The 18,746-nt window shown below is 52.0% G+C and carries 15 protein-coding genes; 2 read left to right on the top strand and 13 right to left on the bottom strand.

Going from position 1 to position 18,746, the window contains the following annotated elements:
- Window positions 1–60: 60 nt before the first annotated feature.
- The 7 genes from H8S80_RS04445 to H8S80_RS04415 form a co-directional block, all read right to left on the bottom strand.
- The gene (locus H8S80_RS04445) at window positions 61–711 is read right to left on the bottom strand and encodes a bifunctional 2-keto-4-hydroxyglutarate aldolase/2-keto-3-deoxy-6-phosphogluconate aldolase (RefSeq protein ID WP_002600110.1); all 651 of its coding nucleotides are present in this window, start codon (window positions 709–711) and stop codon (window positions 61–63) included.
- Window positions 712–814: 103 nt separating this feature from the next.
- On the bottom strand, window positions 815–1,576 hold the full coding sequence (locus H8S80_RS04440) for an IclR family transcriptional regulator (RefSeq protein ID WP_002600111.1): 762 nt from the start codon (window positions 1,574–1,576) through the stop codon (window positions 815–817).
- 798 nt (window positions 1,577–2,374) lie between these two features.
- Window positions 2,375–3,175: a carbohydrate ABC transporter permease gene (locus H8S80_RS04435; protein WP_002600112.1), complete on the bottom strand. Its 801-nt coding sequence runs from the start codon at window positions 3,173–3,175 to the stop codon at window positions 2,375–2,377.
- Window positions 3,168–4,049 carry a carbohydrate ABC transporter permease gene (locus H8S80_RS04430; RefSeq protein ID WP_002600113.1) on the bottom strand — a complete coding sequence of 294 codons (882 nt, stop codon included), beginning with the start codon at window positions 4,047–4,049 and terminating at the stop codon, window positions 3,168–3,170. The genes H8S80_RS04435 and H8S80_RS04430 overlap by 8 nt, the downstream gene beginning before the upstream one ends.
- Before the next feature lie 19 nt (window positions 4,050–4,068).
- A complete protein-coding gene (locus H8S80_RS04425) occupies window positions 4,069–5,409 on the bottom strand; it encodes an extracellular solute-binding protein (RefSeq protein ID WP_025531395.1) in 1,341 nt (446 codons plus the stop codon).
- 132 nt (window positions 5,410–5,541) lie between these two features.
- A complete protein-coding gene (locus H8S80_RS04420; protein WP_117630352.1) occupies window positions 5,542–7,311 on the bottom strand; it encodes a cache domain-containing sensor histidine kinase in 1,770 nt (589 codons plus the stop codon).
- Window positions 7,308–8,810 carry a response regulator transcription factor gene (locus tag H8S80_RS04415; protein WP_117630351.1) on the bottom strand — a complete coding sequence of 501 codons (1,503 nt, stop codon included), beginning with the start codon at window positions 8,808–8,810 and terminating at the stop codon, window positions 7,308–7,310. Before H8S80_RS04415 ends, H8S80_RS04420 begins: the two co-directional genes overlap by 4 nt.
- A 254-nt stretch (window positions 8,811–9,064) precedes the next feature.
- Between H8S80_RS04415 and H8S80_RS04410 the strand changes: the two genes are divergently transcribed.
- Together H8S80_RS04410 and uxaC are read left to right on the top strand one after the other, a co-directional pair.
- Window positions 9,065–10,066, top strand: coding sequence for a LacI family DNA-binding transcriptional regulator (locus tag H8S80_RS04410; RefSeq protein WP_117630350.1), 1,002 nt, complete (start codon window positions 9,065–9,067; stop codon window positions 10,064–10,066).
- A gap of 94 nt (window positions 10,067–10,160) precedes the next feature.
- On the top strand, window positions 10,161–11,564 hold the full coding sequence (uxaC, locus tag H8S80_RS04405) for a glucuronate isomerase (RefSeq protein ID WP_117630349.1): 1,404 nt from the start codon (window positions 10,161–10,163) through the stop codon (window positions 11,562–11,564).
- 114 nt (window positions 11,565–11,678) lie between these two features.
- Here uxaC and H8S80_RS04400 read toward each other — a convergent pair whose 3' ends face one another.
- From H8S80_RS04400 to H8S80_RS04375, 6 genes are all read right to left on the bottom strand, one after another.
- A complete protein-coding gene (locus H8S80_RS04400; protein ID WP_117623704.1) occupies window positions 11,679–12,650 on the bottom strand; it encodes a phosphotransferase family protein in 972 nt (323 codons plus the stop codon).
- A complete protein-coding gene (locus tag H8S80_RS04395; protein ID WP_117630348.1) occupies window positions 12,628–13,689 on the bottom strand; it encodes a M20/M25/M40 family metallo-hydrolase in 1,062 nt (353 codons plus the stop codon). The genes H8S80_RS04400 and H8S80_RS04395 overlap by 23 nt, the downstream gene beginning before the upstream one ends.
- A gap of 2 nt (window positions 13,690–13,691) precedes the next feature.
- Window positions 13,692–14,693 (bottom strand): LacI family DNA-binding transcriptional regulator, encoded by a 1,002-nt coding sequence (locus H8S80_RS04390; RefSeq protein ID WP_002600121.1) that lies wholly within the window; start codon window positions 14,691–14,693, stop codon window positions 13,692–13,694.
- Window positions 14,694–14,840: 147 nt separating this feature from the next.
- Complete coding sequence (gene pgmB, locus H8S80_RS04385) at window positions 14,841–15,482, bottom strand: beta-phosphoglucomutase (protein WP_002600122.1); 642 nt, start codon at window positions 15,480–15,482, stop codon at window positions 14,841–14,843.
- A gap of 2 nt (window positions 15,483–15,484) precedes the next feature.
- Complete coding sequence (locus H8S80_RS04380) at window positions 15,485–16,384, bottom strand: DMT family transporter (RefSeq protein WP_117630347.1); 900 nt, start codon at window positions 16,382–16,384, stop codon at window positions 15,485–15,487.
- The gene (locus H8S80_RS04375; RefSeq protein ID WP_117630346.1) at window positions 16,381–18,726 is read right to left on the bottom strand and encodes a glycoside hydrolase family 65 protein; all 2,346 of its coding nucleotides are present in this window, start codon (window positions 18,724–18,726) and stop codon (window positions 16,381–16,383) included. The genes H8S80_RS04380 and H8S80_RS04375 overlap by 4 nt, the downstream gene beginning before the upstream one ends.
- Between the last annotated feature and the right edge of the window lie 20 nt (window positions 18,727–18,746).

The following is an 18,746-nucleotide window of genomic DNA, read 5'->3' as shown; positions in this document are numbered from 1 at the left end:
CTGATTTGATGCCAGTGCTGGTGCATGGCGTATTTACGCCGGGAGGCACCAGGTATTGTCTTAAGCGCGTGCTGCCGCAACTGCCTTTACAAATTCCTGAGCCTTTGCTGTAACTGCCGCGAAGTCGCCTGTCTTGGCGCCCTTTGTCAGGCTGCTGCCGGTTCCTACTGCGTAAGCGCCTGCCTTGATCCACTTGTCCACGTTGTCCACGTCAACACCGCCGGACGGCATGAATTCGCCCTGAGGAAGCGGGCCCTTGAAGGAGCTGATGGCTGCCGGTCCCATGATGTTGCCCGGGAAGATCTTGATAACGTCACAGCCGCACTCTAATGCGGTGATCGCCTCGGTTGGTGTCATAACGCCTGGAAGCATCGGGACTCTGTAGCGGTTGCACATTCTGATGGTATCTGCGTTTAAGCCAGGGCTTACAACGTAGTTGGCGCCTGCCAGAATAACGGCTCTTGCTGTCTCCGGATCGAGTACAGTACCTGCGCCGATAACAACGTCTTTGTTATCTCTATATTTTTCAGCCATCTTCGCGATGAATTCAACCGGGTTGCCTTCATCCATGGTCATGGTAATCTCAATAAAGTTAATGCCGCCTGCGATGATGGCGTCAACCACTTTCTCGCCCTGCTCCAGATCCTTTGCACGAACAACGGCTACCAGGCAGTCTTCTTTCATCTTTGCTAAAACCTGTTCTTTTTTCATGATTGCTCTCTCCTTCTTATTCGCATATACGAATGTCTTTCATAATTGCGATTCTTATACTTGAATATTAATCGTTTCTCTTCATTTTGTCAACAGGTAATCTTTATATTTTTCCAAGAAACCCTAACAGTCTTGAAACCTCCTGTCCTTTTGCCGCGACAAGGGCTCCCAGCGCCTCGTAATCCTCGGTCGGCTTGTATAAGCTGGACACGCTGATCGCTCCCAGACAGGAACCATCCCGGTCGAACACGGGGGCACCCACACACTGCATGTGCTCTTCCATCTCCCGCGCATCGAACGCGTACCCGCGCTCCCGGACCTTCTCCAGCTCCTTCAAAAGCGATTCTCTTCCCAGTATCGTCCGATCCGTATGCCTGACAAATTTAATCCTGTTTATCACCTGCTCTCTCGTCTCCTCGTCACTGTATGCAAGAATGACCTTTCCCAGCGAGGTGCAGTACATGGGATTCTTCGAGCCGACCGTCGCCGTGGTAATGATCGGGTTTTCCGGCTCAAACTTGCATATGTAGACAACGTGGTGGTCGGAAGGGATTCCGAAAAACACGGTCTTGCCCACTTCCTTTGAAAATGCCTTGAGCACCGGTTCAATCGTGCTGATAAAATCCAGATTATTCGTATAGTTAATTCCAATGCGGTAGGCCATCAGCCCGATGGTATAGCTCTGCTTCTGCCCCCTGGCCACATTGACCATCCCCATCTCGGCCAGCGTCGTCACAATATCGTAGGCGCTCGTCTTCGGGAGCTTCAGCTTCTCGCAGAGATCATCGAGCGTCGCTCCCTCCGGTGTTCTGGAAATCATCTTTAAAATTTCCACGGTTCTCTGTGTCGTTCTGTTCAGTTTCATGTTATGCCTCCGTTCTTACTCCTCTAGTATACCTCCCCGGGCCTTTAAAAGGCAATATGAAATGCTCTCCTACGAAGTATTTGTAAGTATTTACAAAAATATAACACGTTTCTATGCAAAATGTCAAAATGATTATGCTACGCCCAAATTCTTGTGGGGAGGGGGAGGCGGGGAAGAGGACAGACTTCTTGTTTCCTCGGCGGCAGGAACTAAAGCCGGAAGGCAGGAAAAAAGGGCGGATCGCGCAAATTACGGAGAACTCCTGAAGGACTTCTCCTCCATGTGCACTTGAAATCTGGCTTGGAGGCCAGATTTCACCACCCTTTTTTCCTGCCTTCCGGCTTAAGTTCCTGCGAGCCTCGGAAAAGGAAGCCTGCCCTCTTCCCCGCCTCCCCCTCCCCACAAGAATTTGGGCTGTGTACTGGCTGCTCCGGAAAAAAAGCAAAAACAGAAGCAAAAACAATACTATTTCATAAATATAAAACACTAAAACCTCCAACACACCAGCGGGTCTGCCATCCTGGCTCCCGAGGTACACAGCCCCGCGCCATTGCGTCAGGCCCAGGCTGCGGGCGGATTGGGGTGGGAGCGCTATGGTTATTCCAGTGTGCCGGCATCTGGATACGAATCATAAGAAAGTCCGAGCCTGGCGAACGCGCCCGTATTTGGCGTGTACGACAGGTTCGGACTTTCTTATGGTGAGTAGGAAGCAAGACGGACACGGAATAACCATAGCGGTCCCGCCCCGATCCGCCCGCAGCCTGGGCCTGACGCAATGGCGCGGGGCGTTACTCCCCATCACTTAACGGAGCCCAGCATTCCTTCTACGAAGCTTTTCTGCATGATGAAGAAAATCGCTGCGGTCGGGAAGGTCGCCGTTACGATGGCTACCATGATCATTCCAAAGTCCGGTGTGTAAGCGGAGTTCATGGCGGATATGATCAGGGGCAGGGTCATCTTGTCGTCGGTCTGAAGGGCAACCAGCGGCCATAAGTAGCTGTTCCAGATGTTCATAAAGGTGATAATGGTGGCCGCCGCAAAGGTCGAACGCATGACCGGGCAGTAAATGAGGAAAAAGGACTTCATTTCTCCCAGTCCGTCTACCCTGGCAGCCTGAAGGATTTCCTTCGAGAAGGACTTCGTGTTCTGACGGAAGAAAAAGATCAGGAACGCGGTCGCCATGGACGGCAGAATGACAGATAAAAATGTGTTAAGCAGTCCCCATTTTGCAAACATACGGTAGCGGGGTATTAGAAGCGTTGCCATAGGTACCATCATGGACATCAGAAGGAGCGCCATGACCTTATCCTTGATCCGGCTCTTATAAATCTCAAATCCATATCCGGCCATGGCGGCTACCAGGACCGTTAGGACCGTGGCGATTACCGTAATGATCATGGAATTCTTGATGCCAGTCACAATATTCGTCGTGGTAAACAGCGTGTGAATGTTTGTAAACAACTGGTTACCCAGCATCATCCTGCCGCTTGTGATATCGACGGAGGCATTGGTCGCACTGATGATCATCCACAGAAACGGGAAGATGGACAGAAAAGACGCAATGCATAAGAATACGTATTTTGCTGTTTTTTTAATCATTTTTCTTCCCTCCCGTCACTTTAAACTGGATTGCTGTGAGAACGACAATCATCAGGAGAATCGCATAGGAAACCGCGGATGCGTATCCGAAGTCGGGCGTGTATTTAAAGCAGAGATTGTAGATGTACTGTGACATCGTAATCGTCGCGTTGCCCGGTCCTCCCTGGGTTAAGTTTACTACCTCGTCAAACAGCTGGAGTGTTCCGCTGATCGACGTGATGCTGGTAAACAGAATAATCGGCTTTAACAGCGGCGCCGTAATGGAAAAGAACTTCTGGACCACATTGGCTCCGTCGATCTCCGCAGCCTCGTAAATCTCGGGATCGATATTCTGAAGCGCGGATAAAAAGAAGATCATGTTGTATCCGGTCCAGCGCCAGGTGATTGCGATAATGATCGTAATCTTCCCCCAGAAGGCGTCCGTCAGCCAGTGGATCGGCGACTGGATCACATGAAGTGTCATCAGCATCTGATTGATAAAACCGCTGTCGGAGAAAAGGCTCTTAAAGAGGACCGCATAGGCTACCAGAGAGGTAACGCACGGAAGAAAGATCGCAATGCGGAAGAAGCTGCGGCATTTCAGTTTCTTATCGTTTAAGAGCACTGCGTACAGCATGGCCAGAAAAAGCATGACCGGCACCTGGACAATCAGGTAGAGAAATGTATTTTTTACTGAGGACAGAAATATGGGATCGACCAGAAGCCGTTTATAGTTAGCCAGCCCACAGAAATGGAGATTCATCCCCATTCCTGTCTGAAATGAATTGGCTAACGCTCCTATCATGGGATAAAAGCAGAATATCACTATAATCAGCGTGCCGAAACCAATGAATAACCATCCCTTTATAACGCTGGATATTTTCTTACTATTCATTGTTTTCCTCCCAAAGGTCTTACCGGGCCTGTGCTTCCGCCTGAACCTGCATGCTCTTCATGGCGGCGTCGATGTCCTCGCCCTGCAGGATTTTCTGGATTTCCGCCATCACGATATCCTGGAACGCATAGGTATAGGTACCATAGTTTACATTCGGAATTTCTTTTGTAATGGAGGCAATCTCCTGGTAAATCTTCTGGTTGCCGAAGAACGGAATTTCTTTATTATAGACATCGCTCTCCTGAGACGGTAAATACGTTCCTACGATTCCCTTCTCATCCAGCAGCTGGTTGTAAAGCTCTTTGTTCTCGCCGAAGGTGGTTTTTAAGAAATCCAGGGCGATATCGGAATTTTCAACGCCGTTTAGGATGTACCAGCTGCCGCCGCCTAAGTTGGAAGCATTGGTTGCATTGGGAACGCTGTCCAGTCTCGGGATCTTTGCAACTCTCCACAAGCCATCCTGACCTTCCCCTTTCATAATAGAAGGAGTAAACCAGCAGCCCTTCAGCTGAAATGCCACTTCGCCTTTATTCACGCCTTCCAAAAGGCCCGCCCAGCCGCTGTACGTTCTGACCAGATCGTCATCGGTGATGGTCTTGATGATTTGCAGGCATTCCTTGAGCGCGGCGTTGTTCTCCATGTTCGGAGTCGTTCCGTCCTCTTTCGTGAACCAGGTTCCGGCAGACTGCATGGTCAGCTTCATTAACTCAATGTCGCTCGGGTCCAGGGAAATCATCTTCTTTCCTGTGGCCTCTTTGATCTTTCTGCCCATCTCGATAAATTGCGACCAGGTTAAATCCTGCATATCTTCTTCGGTATATCCCGCCTGCTCGATCATGTCCTTGCGGTAGTAGATGACAGCGGCTCCGTTGTCCCACGGAATGCCGTAGGATTTCCCCTCCAGCGTCATCGGTCCCTTTTTATATGCGGCAAAATTGTCGTAATTAATCTCGGAAGTCAGATCCATAAATGCTCCCGGATACGATTTTAAGAAGGACTGAATCCGGTAATCCTCGATGGGAACCGCGTTCGGAAGGCCCTTTAAGGAGCCTGATCCCAGGCCGGTGTTCAGCTTCTGTACCACATCATTCTGGCCGACCTCCACGATGTTGATCTCCACATCCGGATGATCCGTCTCGTAGATTTCCTTCGCCATCTCCAGCGCGGCAATATTGAATTCTTTATCCCATGCCCAGAAGGTCACCGTCTTTTTGTCCCCCGAGGAGGTGCCGGCAGCTTCCTGTTTCGTCGTCCCCTCCCCGGTCTGCGTTCCCGCGTTGTCAACCGGCGCCTTGCTCCCACAAGCAGTCAGGCTGGCAGCCAGCGCTACTGCTGCCGCAAACAAATACATTTTTTTCATCTCTGTCTTCTCCTTTTCTATATGATGCCTTTATTTTATCGTTATAACTCACAAAAATATCGTATTTTATTTGGAATAATACAGCATCATGTGATCAAATCCAGACGAAGGCAAAAGAAAAAAAGTACTTTTTTATAATTTTGGTAATTTTTTCAGGTGATAAGGAAGTCTCAGGCTGACCGAAGTGCCGGTTCCGATCACACTGTGTATGGTCACGCCGTACTCCTCCCCGTAGATCAGCCGGAGCCTTTCATGGACATTGGGAATGCCGATTCCGGTCAGATGGCGTCTCCTGTCGCTGCTCAGCAGGTCCGCCGTCTCCTCCTGTGACATGCCGTCTCCCTCGTCGATAATTTCACAGATCAGGTCATCCCGCTGCTTCTTTGCAAAGATCCGAATCTTCCCCTCCTTCTTATTCTGGAATGCATGGAAAAAGGCGTTCTCGATAAATGGCTGCAGAATCAGCTTGGGCACCATGCATTCCATGCCCTCCTCTGCCAGGAAATACTCCACCTCGATGCGGTCGCCGTACCGCACCTGGTTGATAAACACATACTGCCGGACCAGATCGATCTCCTCCCGCAGCGTGATCTCCTCCTCCATGTTTCCGATCGTCTTCTTTAAAATGGCGATCAGCGCATTGATGGTATCCGAGGCCTTCTCCGTGTTGTTCTCCCAGGTAAGATACTTGATGGAGGCCAGCGTATTATACATAAAATGCGGGTTGATCTGCATCTGCAGCGCCTCAATCTCCAGACGCCGCCCCCGCTCCTGCTCCTCCATCAGCTGTTTGACGTAGCTGTCAATCTCATCCACCATCCGGTTGTAGACATCAGCCATCTGCCTCACCTCCGAGTTGCCTTTCACAGGGCTCACCTTTTCGAATCTGCGGTTTTTAAACGTTTCCAATTGCTGGATGAAGAAGTTAAGGGGCGATACGATGCGGCGCATGATGAGGAATACCACGGCGATGGCCGTCCCCGTGATCAGAAAGCCGGTTACAAGGATGTTGCGGCGGACTCCCGCGTAGGATTTTAAGAGGGCCGCTTCCTCCACCGTGTTGACCATGTACATATCCAGCTCCGGTATGTAACCCGATATCACAATCTCCGGTTTATGGTTCTCCTTTACGGTCCGGTATGTGTCTCCGTTCTCCCTCATCGAACGGACCAGCGAGAGCAGCTTCGTCTCCTCGCTTCCCAGACTGTCTTTTACATTGCCCGACACAATCTGGCCGTCGGAAGACAGGATTACCATGCGGCTGCCCTCCGGAACGGCCTCGCTGAACATCTGATAGAACTCCTCCTCGGGAATCGTAATGTAGGCTGTGGCAAAGCTTTCGCTGGATGACGGAAGAAACAGCCGCCGTGCTGCTATCACGCATTTCCTGTCCTTAAAATCATCGGTAATGCCGTGGTCCTGATACGTATACTGGAGCCTTCTGCTGGTCTCGCTGATCTTCAGGGAGCAGGGCATGGTCTCTATCTCTTCCACCGGAACCGAGATCCTCTCCCCTGTGAAGGAAAACGCGCTGCCCTGATTGCTGACCGCGACCAGGTTCTGAGCCGTACCGGAAGGCACGGAATCGTGGTAGACCTTCAGAATGTCGTACGTCTTAATAAATTTCTCCGTGCCGCAGGAGTCGGCGGCGAGAAAGTAATTCTTCAAAGCCGGTTTCGTCTCCAGGAGCCTTAAGAGCATTAAATAGGAGTTGTTGTTTTCTTCCACCTTTTTCTTGATGTTGTCCATCAGCTTGGCATTTAAAAAGGTGGACGACTGGATGAAGAGATTCTTCGTGATCCAGTCCGAGCTGGCGATGGTGCAGAAATTAGTCAGGACAATGCTGCTCACCACTACCAGAGAAAGCTTGAAAAAGGTACCCCACCGAATCTGACTCTTCATAGTTTTTCCCCCTGCCGCTTCGCCCGGTTCCGATATGTATGCGGAGAGTAGCCGGTCTGCTTCTTAAAGACCTTTCCAAAATAGCTCTGGTCCGTATATCCGATTTCCTGCGCAATCTCCGACAGGGAAAGCTCTGAGGCGGCAAGCAGCTCTTTCGCCTTTTCCACCCGGACCGAGTTTAAGAATTCATTGATTCCCTGCCCCATGTGAGAGGAAAAGTACGAGGAGAGGTACGAATAATTCATGTTAAAATCCGCAGCCAGAGTCTTCAGCGTCACCGGTTCGCTGTAATGCCGGTACAGATACTCCGTGATCCTCAAATAAAGGCCGCTCCCCCTCGCCTCCTCCGTAATCTGCCCGATCTCCTGATAGATGGCGGCAATGGCCCCGATGAGCCCCTCCAGGCTGTCGGTGGTGCCGATGGCCGTCAGGAAGGACAGCTTGCGCTCCTCCAGCTGGGGCGGGCAGAATTCATTTTCATTCAATTCAAAAATCGTGTTATAGAGCGTACTCTCCATCAGCTTCTTCACAGCCATCTCGCTGACCGCCATGCCCCGCAGAGAGCTTAAGTACTCCACCAGCACGGCTCCCGCGGTTCCCGCCTTCTGCTGGCGCACCAGATCGCACACGGTTTTCTGATCCAGAGCCGGAAGCTGCAAAATCCCGGTCTCTCTCAGATCGAGATAATCTTTCCGGCTGTCGAAAAACCGGTAGGAGAACAGCTCCGAGAGCTTCTGTGCCTCCGCCTCCAGCGAGACGCCCTTTTCATAGGGCGGGCTGATAATCATCTCGATGTTGCGCAGATAGGCGGTGCCCTGCCCGGTCATCGTGCGCAGCTTCCCGTCAAACATTTCCGGGTAAAAGCAGCCGATCGTGTAGATGTACACCTGGCTTTTTTTCAGTATAAAGCTGTCAAGATAGAACCGCCCAAACGCTTCCTTTATCATCTCCTCCATGTGGCCGATGGTAAGCTCCTGCTTGTTGGTCGCCCCCTGGAGGATTTTCCCGGGCTGTATGGCGATCAGATAATAGGTGGTGCAGGCGTCCCCCTGCTCCGGACACGCTTCCTCTCCGCCGCTGCCCCCGTGATCCTTGGCATGGATGACCCCCTTCTTTCTGCCTAAGAGGCGGAGCGCCCTAAGCAGATAGTCGGATTCCAGCTCCGGTTTCAGGATGTAATCAAACACGCCATATTTAAATGCACTTTTGACGTATTCAAAATCCTGGTATCCGCTCAGAATGATCGTGGACACCTCCGGATACTTTAGATTTACGGCGCGCAGAAGCTCCAGCCCGTTCATCCGCGGCATCATGATGTCGCAGATCATCATGTGGGGCAGACTCTGTTCCAGAAACTCCAGCGCCTCCTCCCCGTTCGTCACTTCCCCGATGATCTCGAATTCATCGCTCTCCTGTTCGATGATGTAGCGCAGCGCCTTTCTGACCAGCAGCTCGTCCTCCACGATCAGAATTTTACATTTATCACACTCGTATCCCATTTCCCGTATTCCTCCCTGTACTTTCCCATAATGGTTACCCGCACGTACTGCGCAGGAGTCACCGCGGCATTCAAACACCCGCATTTTGCGGAAATATCCCTGCTTTCTAGTATAACTCCTGTAAGTATTTACAAACAACCACGGTTCTTGTACAGAATTTGTTAAAATTATATTCTGGGGATTGTAATATTTATCAGATGATTGTATAATAAAAACAATATGTAAATACTTACATTTTCCAAGGAGGTGATGTTTTGAATATCTACGATGTTTCAGAACGGGCTAACGTTTCCATCGCAACCGTTTCCCGTGTCATCAATGGAAATCCCAATGTCAGTGAGAAGACGCGGAACCGGGTTCTGGCGGTGATGGATGAACTTGGCTACACGCCTAATGTCTTTGCCAGAAGCTTAGGGCTTAACACCATGCGCACCATCGGCATCATGTGCGCGGATTCCTCTGATCCCTGGCTGGCCGGCGCCATCTACTATCTGGAGCAGGAGCTGCGCCGCAACGGATACGATTCCCTCCTCTGCTGCAGCGGCTACTTGCCTGAGACGAAAAAGAAGTATTTGGAGCTGCTGCTCTCCAAGCGGGTGGATGCCGTCATTCTGGCCGGTTCCCACTACGTGGAGGCCAGGCAGAAGGATAATGCCTATCTCATAGAGGCCTCAAAGGAGCTTCCCATCATGCTGGTCAACGGCTGTCTCGACGGCAAACAGATCTACAGCACGGTATGCGACGACCGGACCGCGGTCTATGAATCGGTCACCAGGCTGATCCGGTCCGGCCGTACTTCCGTCCTCTATCTGTACGCCGGCAGTTCCTACAGCAATCTGCAGAAGCTGGCCGGCTATCACGATGCCTGCGCGGCAGCCGGCTTGAATATCCGCGACGATCTGGTACGCATCTGTCCCAAGGATTTAGACGGCACGGAAGAACTCCTGCGTTCTCTCGCCTCCGCCGGTTTGAAATTCGACGCAGTCTTCGCCGCCGAGGATATCATGGCGGTGGGCGCTGTCAAATATGCAAATAAGACCGGAATCAAAATTCCGGAAGAAATGAATATTATCGGGTATAATAACTCTATTCTGTCCCGCTGCACCGATCCGGAGCTGACGACCGTCGACAACAAGGTGGAATCGCTCTGCACCACCACGGTCACTACGCTGATGAAGGTCCTGGGCGGCGGAAACGTTCCGGTGAAAACCACCATCTCGGCAGAGCTGATCAAACGAGGCACTACTGATTTTTGAGGTACTACTGATTTTTAATGAATGCAACAAGATTTCCCCGCCTCTGCAGGTGATGGGATTCATTGTATAAAGAAGCAAAAAGGAGGATTTTATCATGAAACAGTTTATGGACAAAGAATTTTTACTGTCTACGGATGCGGCCAGGGACCTCTTCCACAACTATGCAGAAAAAATGCCTGTCGTGGATTACCACTGCCACATCAATCCGCAGGAAATTTACGAAGACCGTAAGTTTGACAACATCACTCAGGTATGGCTGGGAGGTGACCATTATAAGTGGCGTCAGATGCGTTCTAACGGCGTAGAAGAACAATACATCACCGGAGATGCTAACGACCGTGAGAAATTCCAGAAATGGGCGGAGACTCTGCCGAAGCTGATCGGCAACCCGCTGTACCACTGGAGCCATCTGGAGCTTCAGAGATATTTCGGCTTCACAGGATATTTAAACGGCGACACCGCAGAGGAAGTGTGGAACTTATGCAATGAAAAGCTCAGCCAGGATTCCATGAGCGTCCGCAATCTGATCCGTCAGTCCAACGTGACCCTGATCTGTACCACCGATGATCCGGCCGATACGCTGGAGTGGCATCAGAAACTGGCCGCGGATGATTCCTTTGAAGTGAAGGTGCTTCCGGCCTGGAGACCGGACAAGGCCATGAACATTGAGAAAGTGGATTTTGCCGCTTACATGGCGAAGCTTTCAAAGGCCGCAGGCATCGAAATCACCGATTTTGCCTCCTTAAAGCTGGCGCTTAAGAACCGTATGGAATTCTTCGCCTCCAGAGGATGCAGCGTATCCGACCACGCGCTGGAATACGTGATGTACGTTCCGGCCGATCCGGTTGAACTGGATACCATTTTCGCAAAGGGACTGGCCGGCGGACCGGTTACCCGCGAGGATGAATTAAAGTATAAGACTGCATTCATGCTCTTCGTGGCAAAAGAATACAATCGCATGGGTTGGGTCATGCAGCTTCACTATGGCTGCAAGCGCGACAACAACGCGATGATGTATGCAAACCTCGGACCGGACACCGGCTTCGACTGCATCAACAACTACGCTCCATCCGCTCAGATGGCCGATTTCTTAAATGCGCTCAGTGCAACAGACGAGATCCCGAAGACGATCATCTACTCCTTAAACCCGAATGACAACGCCTCCATCGGCACCATCATCGGCTGCTTCCAGAGCCAGTTCCCGGGCAAGATCCAGCAGGGTTCCGCCTGGTGGTTCAACGACCACAAGACAGGCATGACCGAGCAGATGACTTCTTTGGCAAACTTAGGCTGCCTCGGCAACTTCATCGGCATGCTGACAGACTCCAGAAGCTTCTTATCCTACACAAGACATGAGTATTTCAGAAGAATTCTCTGCGAACTTGTGGGCGGCTGGGTAGAAAACGGAGAGTATCCGGACGATCAGAAGGCTTTGAAGGAGATTATCGAAGGTATTTCTTATAATAATACGGTGAAGTATTTCGGATTTGATTTATAAATTCAGAGCATGAAGCTTAGAGCATGTTTGAAAAAGGAAGCTTACGCGTTGGCAGACAGTGTCTGCGGTGCGTAAGCTTCCTTTTTTATGTTTTACGTTTTATGTATGGATTCATTACGAAATTGCCTGAAGCTCCCTCACACGACTCATCTGCCTCTGCAGCAATCCGGTTCCGCGTTCATACATCTCCATGGTCTCATAGCGTCTGTATTCACATTCCAGAGTCTGGAGAACCGCCATATAGATATCATACCACAGCGCCCGGCGTTCCTCGGTTTCTGTAAGCGTCTCTTTCCCATATCCAGCCATAAATTCTCTGTTGCTGCCGAATGTCCGGAATCCCACTTCCAGCAGCGGATCGCCCCACAGGCTTCTCTCCCAGTCGATGATTCCAGTCACGTGTTCTCCGTCTGTGAAGATGTTTCCGGCCCAGATATCCCAGTGCACCAGGCGGGGTTCTGTCACCTCTTCGAAAAACCGGCGGTCTTTTTCCAGACGCTCCCGGATCTCGCTGACGGGCAGCTTCAAATCAACCGCTCTCGTCTCCGCGTCACAGAGGCCCATATCCATCATCCTTTTAAAAACGGGATACCACGCATCCCCCTGGCATTCCGTCTGTCCCGGAAGGCCGAAACGGGAGCAGGTAATCTCATTGATTCTGCGGTTTATCGCACCGGTCTCCCTCATGAGCGCATGTACGGTTTCCTCCGACAGCTCCTGACTCTGTGAATAGAGACTGTTTCCCCTCCGTTTCTCCATAAAGAAGTAGAAGGACGAACAGATACTCCTGCTGTCATCATAACCATATATCTCGGGAACCGGAATGAGCGGGTCTGCCGCCGCCCTCTTCATGGCTTCCACCTCGGCAAACATGATATTTTTTTCGTAGGCCATCACGGGGATGCCTTCTGGGGGCGCCACTTTTAAGATTACACGTCTTCCGCTCTCAAATATCACTTCGTATGCCACATTGAAGTAGCCTTCCGTCAACTCCTCATATTCCTTCAGAGGATCATCTGGGAAATACTTCTCTGCCATCTTCCGAATCGTCTCTCTGCTCTGTTTATTCTTTGTCAGGCTCTCCAAATCCCATTTTCCTCCCTGAAATCTCCCATGAAACAAGGAACTCTGCAATCAGATCGATGCAGCCTTCCACATCCTTTTCATCAGCCATCTCGGCCGGATGGTGCATGTAGCGGAGCGGAATCGACACCAGCACAGTGGGAATTCCTTCTCCGGCAAAATGAATCTTGTCCGCGTCGGTATAGCTCAGTCTGCTGGCTGCCTCCGTCTGCACTTTCACTCCAATTCTGGAAGCGCATTCCCTCATCTTACGGTTCAGCCGTTTGGAGACGATGGGGCTGTTGCAGAGTACCGGACCCCCGCCTAAGGTTACCTCGCCGGAATCTGCGGCGTTCATGCCGATACAGTCGCTGGTATACGTCACGTCCACCACCACAGCCAGATCCGGTTTAACGCGGCAGGCCGTCCAGTACGCGCCGTTCTTCGTGGTCTCTTCCCCCACGGTAGCCGCGCTGTACACGCCGCAGTCGCATCCGCGCTTCCGGGCCTTTTTGAAGGCCTCCATAATAATAAATACGCCGAGCCTGTCATCCAGCGCCCGGCTTAAGAAACGGCCTCCCGCCGCCTTGCAGAATCCGGTGTCCAGCACAACGGGCGCGCCGGGTTCCACCAGTTCATACGCTTCTTCCTTCGAATCCACGCCGATATCGATCAGAAAATCCGATGTCTTCAGGCCGCCTTCCTTTTTAAAGAAATCACGGTACGATTCCACAACACCGTATACCGGTCCCCGCTCTGTCATCACCTTGACACGGTGGCCCGGATAGGTGGCCGGAACGATCCCGCCGCGGTCGATCACCTGGAGACGTCCCTGCTCGTTTACCGTCGTCACCATGAGGCCGATCTCGTCCAAATGGGCCGTCATCAGGATCCTGAAATCCCGGTCCGGACCCAGCACGCATACGGTATCCCCAATATCGTCGGTCCTCACCTCGTCGGCCAGTGGTTCCATATATTTTCTGATGACGGCCTGTCCCTCTTCCTCATAGCCGGATACCGTCACCGCATCTAAAAGCTCTTCCAAAAATACTTCGTCTGTCATCTCTATTCTGTCCTTCCCAGTCTTTTTACACTTTCTCTGATCACCAGCTTCGCGGGGATAAGTGTCTGAATGGAGATCTCTCTGCCGGTCAGAATTCGCTCCGCCAGGACTAAAACCGCCTGTTCGCCCATAAAATCCATGTACAGGTGGACGGTAGTCAGCGGAGGCACCAGATACTTTGCTGCGGGGATATCGTTGTATCCCACCACGCTGATATCCTCGGGAATTGCAAGTCCATCTTCGTGAACCGCCTTGTAACAGCCGATGGCAAGGGAATCGTTGGCCACAAACACCGCCGTCGGCCGGTCCGGAAGCTCCAGCAGCTCCTTCATCATCTGATATCCATACTTGGGCGTGTAGCCGCCGATCTTTACATACTCCTCGTGAAACAGGCCCTCCTGCTTCATGAAGCGCTGATAGGCGTAAGTCCGGTTGTCCACCACCTCCGCGCCATCCGAGTCCGTCTCGTATCCGCCGATAAAGGCAATCTTTTCATGGCCCTGATCCATCAGGTATTTCATCACCTTCAGAACAGACCGCTCGATATCGTGGATAACGGAATCGAATTTCTCCGTATCGGGTACCGCGTCCGCGAAGACCGTAGGCTTCTGATACGACTCGATCCGTTCCATCATGGACTGACTGAACGTCCCCAGGCAGATGATTCCGTCCAGGACCGATAAGTCCTCTTTCGTATCGCTGCTGTTAATCCGGTACTTCTTGTATCCCTCTTCCGCCAGCTTCTTCTCAATAGCCACACGGACAGAGAGATAATACGTATCCTCCAGCTCCTCTTCCAGAGAATAGGAATAAAGGACGCCGATTTTCAGCTTCCTCTTTCTCTTTTTCTTATCCTTTACCTGGTAATCCAGCTGTTCCGCAACCTCGAAAATCCGTTTTCTCGTCTCATCCTGCACATTCAGTGTCTCATCGTAATTCAGGACTCTGGAAACCGTGGCGATGGAAACTCCCGCTTTCTCCGCAATATCCTTGATCGTAGCCATAACGTTATTCCCCTCTTATCCCCCATAAAAGTCAAAGATCACGGCAGGCCAATGTCTTACAACGTGTTCCTGCCGTGATACTAGTGCCGCCGGACCTAGTGCCGTTTCTGAAGACCTCACTAAGTGTTTTTAGTATACCTCGAAGATTTACGAATTGCAAGCCTCCAAAAGCTCTTCAAAGGATTTCAAATGGTACGCCGCAAGCTCGCAGTCCGATGCGTCGCCGATCCCGGCGCCATCCATGCCTCCGGCCTTGGCGGCCATGAGACCGGCTCTGGCGTCCTCCACCACGAGGCAGTCTTCCGGCTTCTCATGGATCAGCTTCGCGGCCAGCAGAAAGACTTCCGGGTCCGGTTTGGAATGGGTGATCTGATTGCCGTCCGAAACGGCGTCGAAGTAACCGTCAAGTCCCAGCTGTCCCAGGATGAAGCAGGCATTTCTGCTGGAAGAACCGATAGCCAGCTTTAGGCCTCTCTTTCTCAGTTCATCCATGGTCGCCTTCACCTCCGGCGCCAGATCCGCCGGTGACATGTTCTTAAGCAGTTCTTTGTAGATTTCGTTCTTTTCCGCCGTATAGCGTTCCTTCTCTTCTTCGCTCATGGCGCCGTCATATCTCTCGAGAATGATCTCAAAGCTTTCCATACGGCTCACTCCGCGCAGACGGTTGTTGATGGTCTCGTCAAAGTAGATTCCCAGCTGATCGGCTACCTGTTTCCACGCCTGATAGTGGTATTTGTCTGTATGGCAGATCACGCCGTCCAGATCGAAGATAATTCCGCGGTATTTCATAATTACACCCCCACATTTTCTTTCTTTGGTTCTGTTTTTTCCAGCTCTTCCTTCTTCTCTCCGGAGTAGTTGGATAAGATCACGGCCGCCAGAATCAGTACACAGCCGCCAATCATCCGCATCGTCACATTTTCATGGAGCAGGATTACGGAAAACAGGGTGCCGAATACGGATTCCATGGAGAGAATGATGGCCGCCTTCGTCTCATCCACATACTTCTGACAGTTTGTCTGAAGAAGGTACGTAAGCGCGGTACTCACTGCCCCCAAGTATAACACACTGAGCCAGCCTGTGGAAGTAGCATGTACAGAAAATTCTCCCTGCGCCGCCAGAAATACGGCAGACAGAAGAAATGCCGTTGCCATCTGTACTGTATTTAAAACCTTAACCCGGTATTTCGGTGCAAACTCGCCCGTCAAAAAGATCTGGAACGCAAAGCCCACGGCGCCCACCAGAGTCAGCGCGTCGCCGGCTCCCAGGGAGAGATTCCCGTTCAAAGACAGAATTCCCACTCCCACAATGGCCATGACGGCTCCCACGATTCCATTCATCCCTACCGTCTTCTTATAGACCAGGAAGGCGATAAACGGCACCATCACTACATTTGTGGCCGTTAAAAACGCGTTTTTCGACGGTGTCGTGTACTGGAGACCCACGATCTGCAGGGCAAATCCGGCAAACAGAGCGCATCCCATGAAGAATCCGGCCCGAATCTCTTCTTTTTTAATGTCTTTCATGCCGGGCAGAGAGATTCCGCCCAGGATTACGGTTCCCAGGAAGAACCGGAAGGTCATAATCTGGAACGGGGTCAGGCTCTCCAGCGCCATATCGCTGGCTACGAAGCCGCCGCCCCAGATCACGGTCACGAGGATCAGTCCGAATATTGCCAGATATTTCTTCATGACCGTCCTCCTGCTGCCGGGCCGGAGCCTTCCAGAACCATCGCCTCACCATTTATGCGAACCGACACCGGACCGCCCTCCAGTACTGTCACCGTCACGCTGTTGTCCGGCAGGACAGTAATCTCCATCTTGGATCCTCTGTGGTGCAGCTTAAAGGACAGGCCTTCCCACTCCTTCGGCATATGCGGACGGATATCCACGACGCCGTCTTCCGAAAATGACACGCCTGCAAAACCGAACACCACGGTCTGCCACACACCGCCTGCGTTGGCCGCGTGGATGCCTTCCCTCGTGTTCTTCTGTAAATCGGTCAGATCGATGAACGCCGCCCTCCTCAAATAGCGGTAGGCCTTCGTCTCATCGCCCACATGGAGTCCCATGACAGAATAGATGCTGGGGCTTAAGGAGGAGCCGTGAAGCGTCCGTTTTTCATAATACGTATAGTTCTTTCGCTTCGTCTCCTCGTCGAATTCTTCCCCGAGAAGATGGAGAAGCATTACCACATCCGCCTGTTTGATGATCTGGGTCTGCGTCTTTGGGACAGTCCTCAGAATCTCCGGGCGAATAGGCCAGTCGTTCTCATCGTAGGCCTCTATCGTCACTTCCTTCAGATCGAAGTATCCCTCGAACTGCTCCAGCAGGCCATTTTCCATACCCTTTGGAAGGTACATTTTCTCCCTGACGTGAGACCAGCTCTCCAGTTCCTCGTCCCGGATATTCAGGCGGGCCTTCAGCTCCTCATAGAGCCCCGTCCCGTCTTCCTTCCATTCCGTTAAAAGCTCCAGGACATAGCCTAAATTCCACCTTGCCAGGTAGTTGGTGTATAGATTGTTATCCACGGGTTCATGCCATTCGTCCGGCCCCGTGACGCGGCGGATCTCGTAGCGGTCCATCTTCCGGTTGTATTCGCACCGGCTGGCCCAGAATCGGGCTGTCTCGATCAGGATCTCCGCGCCTTTTTCACGCAGGAAACACCGGTCTCCGGTTATCTTCACGTAGTTGTAGATTCCATAGGCCACAGCGGCGGTCACATGGTGCTCGTAAACCGCCACGTAGCACCGGTAGCAGGTGCCGTCCGGTTCGATGGTCCAGTCCGGGCACTGCTCCGTGCCGTCGTCCGCCGATTCCCAGGGATACTGGGCCCCGCGGTAGCCATTCTTTGCCGCATTGGCTCTTGCCGCATCCAGAAGGCGGTACCGGTAATTTTCCAGATTCCTGGCCGTGTCCGGGAACACGCAGGCAAAGAACGGCAGCATGAACAGCTCCGTATCCCAGAACGCATGGCCTCCGTATTCCTCGCCGCTCAAAAGCTTGGCTCCCACGTTGACCCTGTCGTCGTGCTCGCTGCCCGTGCTCATCAGATGGAAGAGGGTAAAACGAACGGCGCGGTCCAGATCAAAATCGCCCCGGATCTCGATGTTGGCCTCATCCCACATGCGGGCGTACACCTCGATGTGGCGTCTCATCTCCGTCTCGAAGCCGTCGGCGGCAAAGCCTTTAATCTCGTCTCTTACACGGCAGTGAAGCTCATAATCCGGGACTTCGCGTTCCGTATAGACGGAGGCGTATTTTACCACCTCCACAGCCTTTCCCTCTTCCGCGTCAAAATCCTGAAATTCTACGGCGGTTTCGCCAAACGCCCCGAAGCTCCGGTTCTTCATCACGGGTCTGCCCCCGGCGTAGGCCTCCATAAGGCTTCCGGTTCCCACGCAGAGCTTCCGGTCTCTCGTCGTCACCTCCACATAGGCGCCTTTGTCGGTAAGCGGGCAGTTTGTGAGCAGCCTGGTATGCTTCACCTTAAAGCGAGGCGCATCGCAGAAGTTTATGACGGAGCCATCGATGATATTTTCCACCTCGATGATCCCGCTGTAGTTTAACGGTGTCACGAAGAGGCGGATTCCCATTCGGTGGACGTTAGCCCGGCTTACCATCCGGATTCCCTCCACCTCGGTCCTCCTCCCCTTCTTATCTTCCAGGACAAACCGTTTGGCCAGCAGCGCGTGCTTCATATCCAGAGCCCTGGAAAATTCCAGGACTCTGCACGTCTCAATGCCGATCAGCTCCTTCTCCACATAGAGCTTTATCCCCAGCCAGTCCGGTAAATTGGCCAGTTCTCTCATGAAGGTCTCCGATTTATCAAAAACGCCGTTAATATAGGTACAGGGAATACTCTTTGCCGCCCGTTCCTCGTAGGCGCCTCTCGTTCCCAGATATCCATTGGAAAGGCAGAAAAGGCTTTCGTATTTTAAATTCTCCTCCGGATCGTAATGATCCTCGAGGATCATCCACGAGTCATCGCTTAAGTAATTCCTTATGTGTTCTGAAAATCGCTCTCTTATCACGTCTTTTCCACGCTTCCTTC

Source organism: Hungatella sp. L36, assembly GCF_014288035.1.
The sequence above is the reverse complement of the archived record's forward strand: the minus strand, read 5'-3'. Positions and strand labels throughout refer to the sequence as shown.

What these genes read in the sequence shown, in the direction of transcription:
- H8S80_RS04395 (WP_117630348.1), bottom strand. Translation starts at nt 13,689, where the DNA reads ATGACAGACGAAGTATTTTTGGAAGAGCTTTTAGATGCGGTGACGGTA.
- H8S80_RS04390 (WP_002600121.1), bottom strand. Translation starts at nt 14,693, where the DNA reads ATGGCTACGATCAAGGATATTGCGGAGAAAGCGGGAGTTTCCATCGCC.
- pgmB (WP_002600122.1), bottom strand. Translation starts at nt 15,482, where the DNA reads ATGAAATACCGCGGAATTATCTTCGATCTGGACGGCGTGATCTGCCAT.
- H8S80_RS04435 (WP_002600112.1), bottom strand. Translation starts at nt 3,175, where the DNA reads ATGATTAAAAAAACAGCAAAATACGTATTCTTATGCATTGCGTCTTTT.
- H8S80_RS04445 (WP_002600110.1), bottom strand. Translation starts at nt 711, where the DNA reads ATGAAAAAAGAACAGGTTTTAGCAAAGATGAAAGAAGACTGCCTGGTA.
- uxaC (WP_117630349.1), top strand. Translation starts at nt 10,161, where the DNA reads ATGAAACAGTTTATGGACAAAGAATTTTTACTGTCTACGGATGCGGCC.
- H8S80_RS04430 (WP_002600113.1), bottom strand. Translation starts at nt 4,049, where the DNA reads ATGAATAGTAAGAAAATATCCAGCGTTATAAAGGGATGGTTATTCATT.
- H8S80_RS04425 (WP_025531395.1), bottom strand. Translation starts at nt 5,409, where the DNA reads ATGAAAAAAATGTATTTGTTTGCGGCAGCAGTAGCGCTGGCTGCCAGC.
- H8S80_RS04380 (WP_117630347.1), bottom strand. Translation starts at nt 16,384, where the DNA reads ATGAAGAAATATCTGGCAATATTCGGACTGATCCTCGTGACCGTGATC.
- H8S80_RS04415 (WP_117630351.1), bottom strand. Translation starts at nt 8,810, where the DNA reads ATGGGATACGAGTGTGATAAATGTAAAATTCTGATCGTGGAGGACGAG.
- H8S80_RS04440 (WP_002600111.1), bottom strand. Translation starts at nt 1,576, where the DNA reads ATGAAACTGAACAGAACGACACAGAGAACCGTGGAAATTTTAAAGATG.
- H8S80_RS04420 (WP_117630352.1), bottom strand. Translation starts at nt 7,311, where the DNA reads ATGAAGAGTCAGATTCGGTGGGGTACCTTTTTCAAGCTTTCTCTGGTA.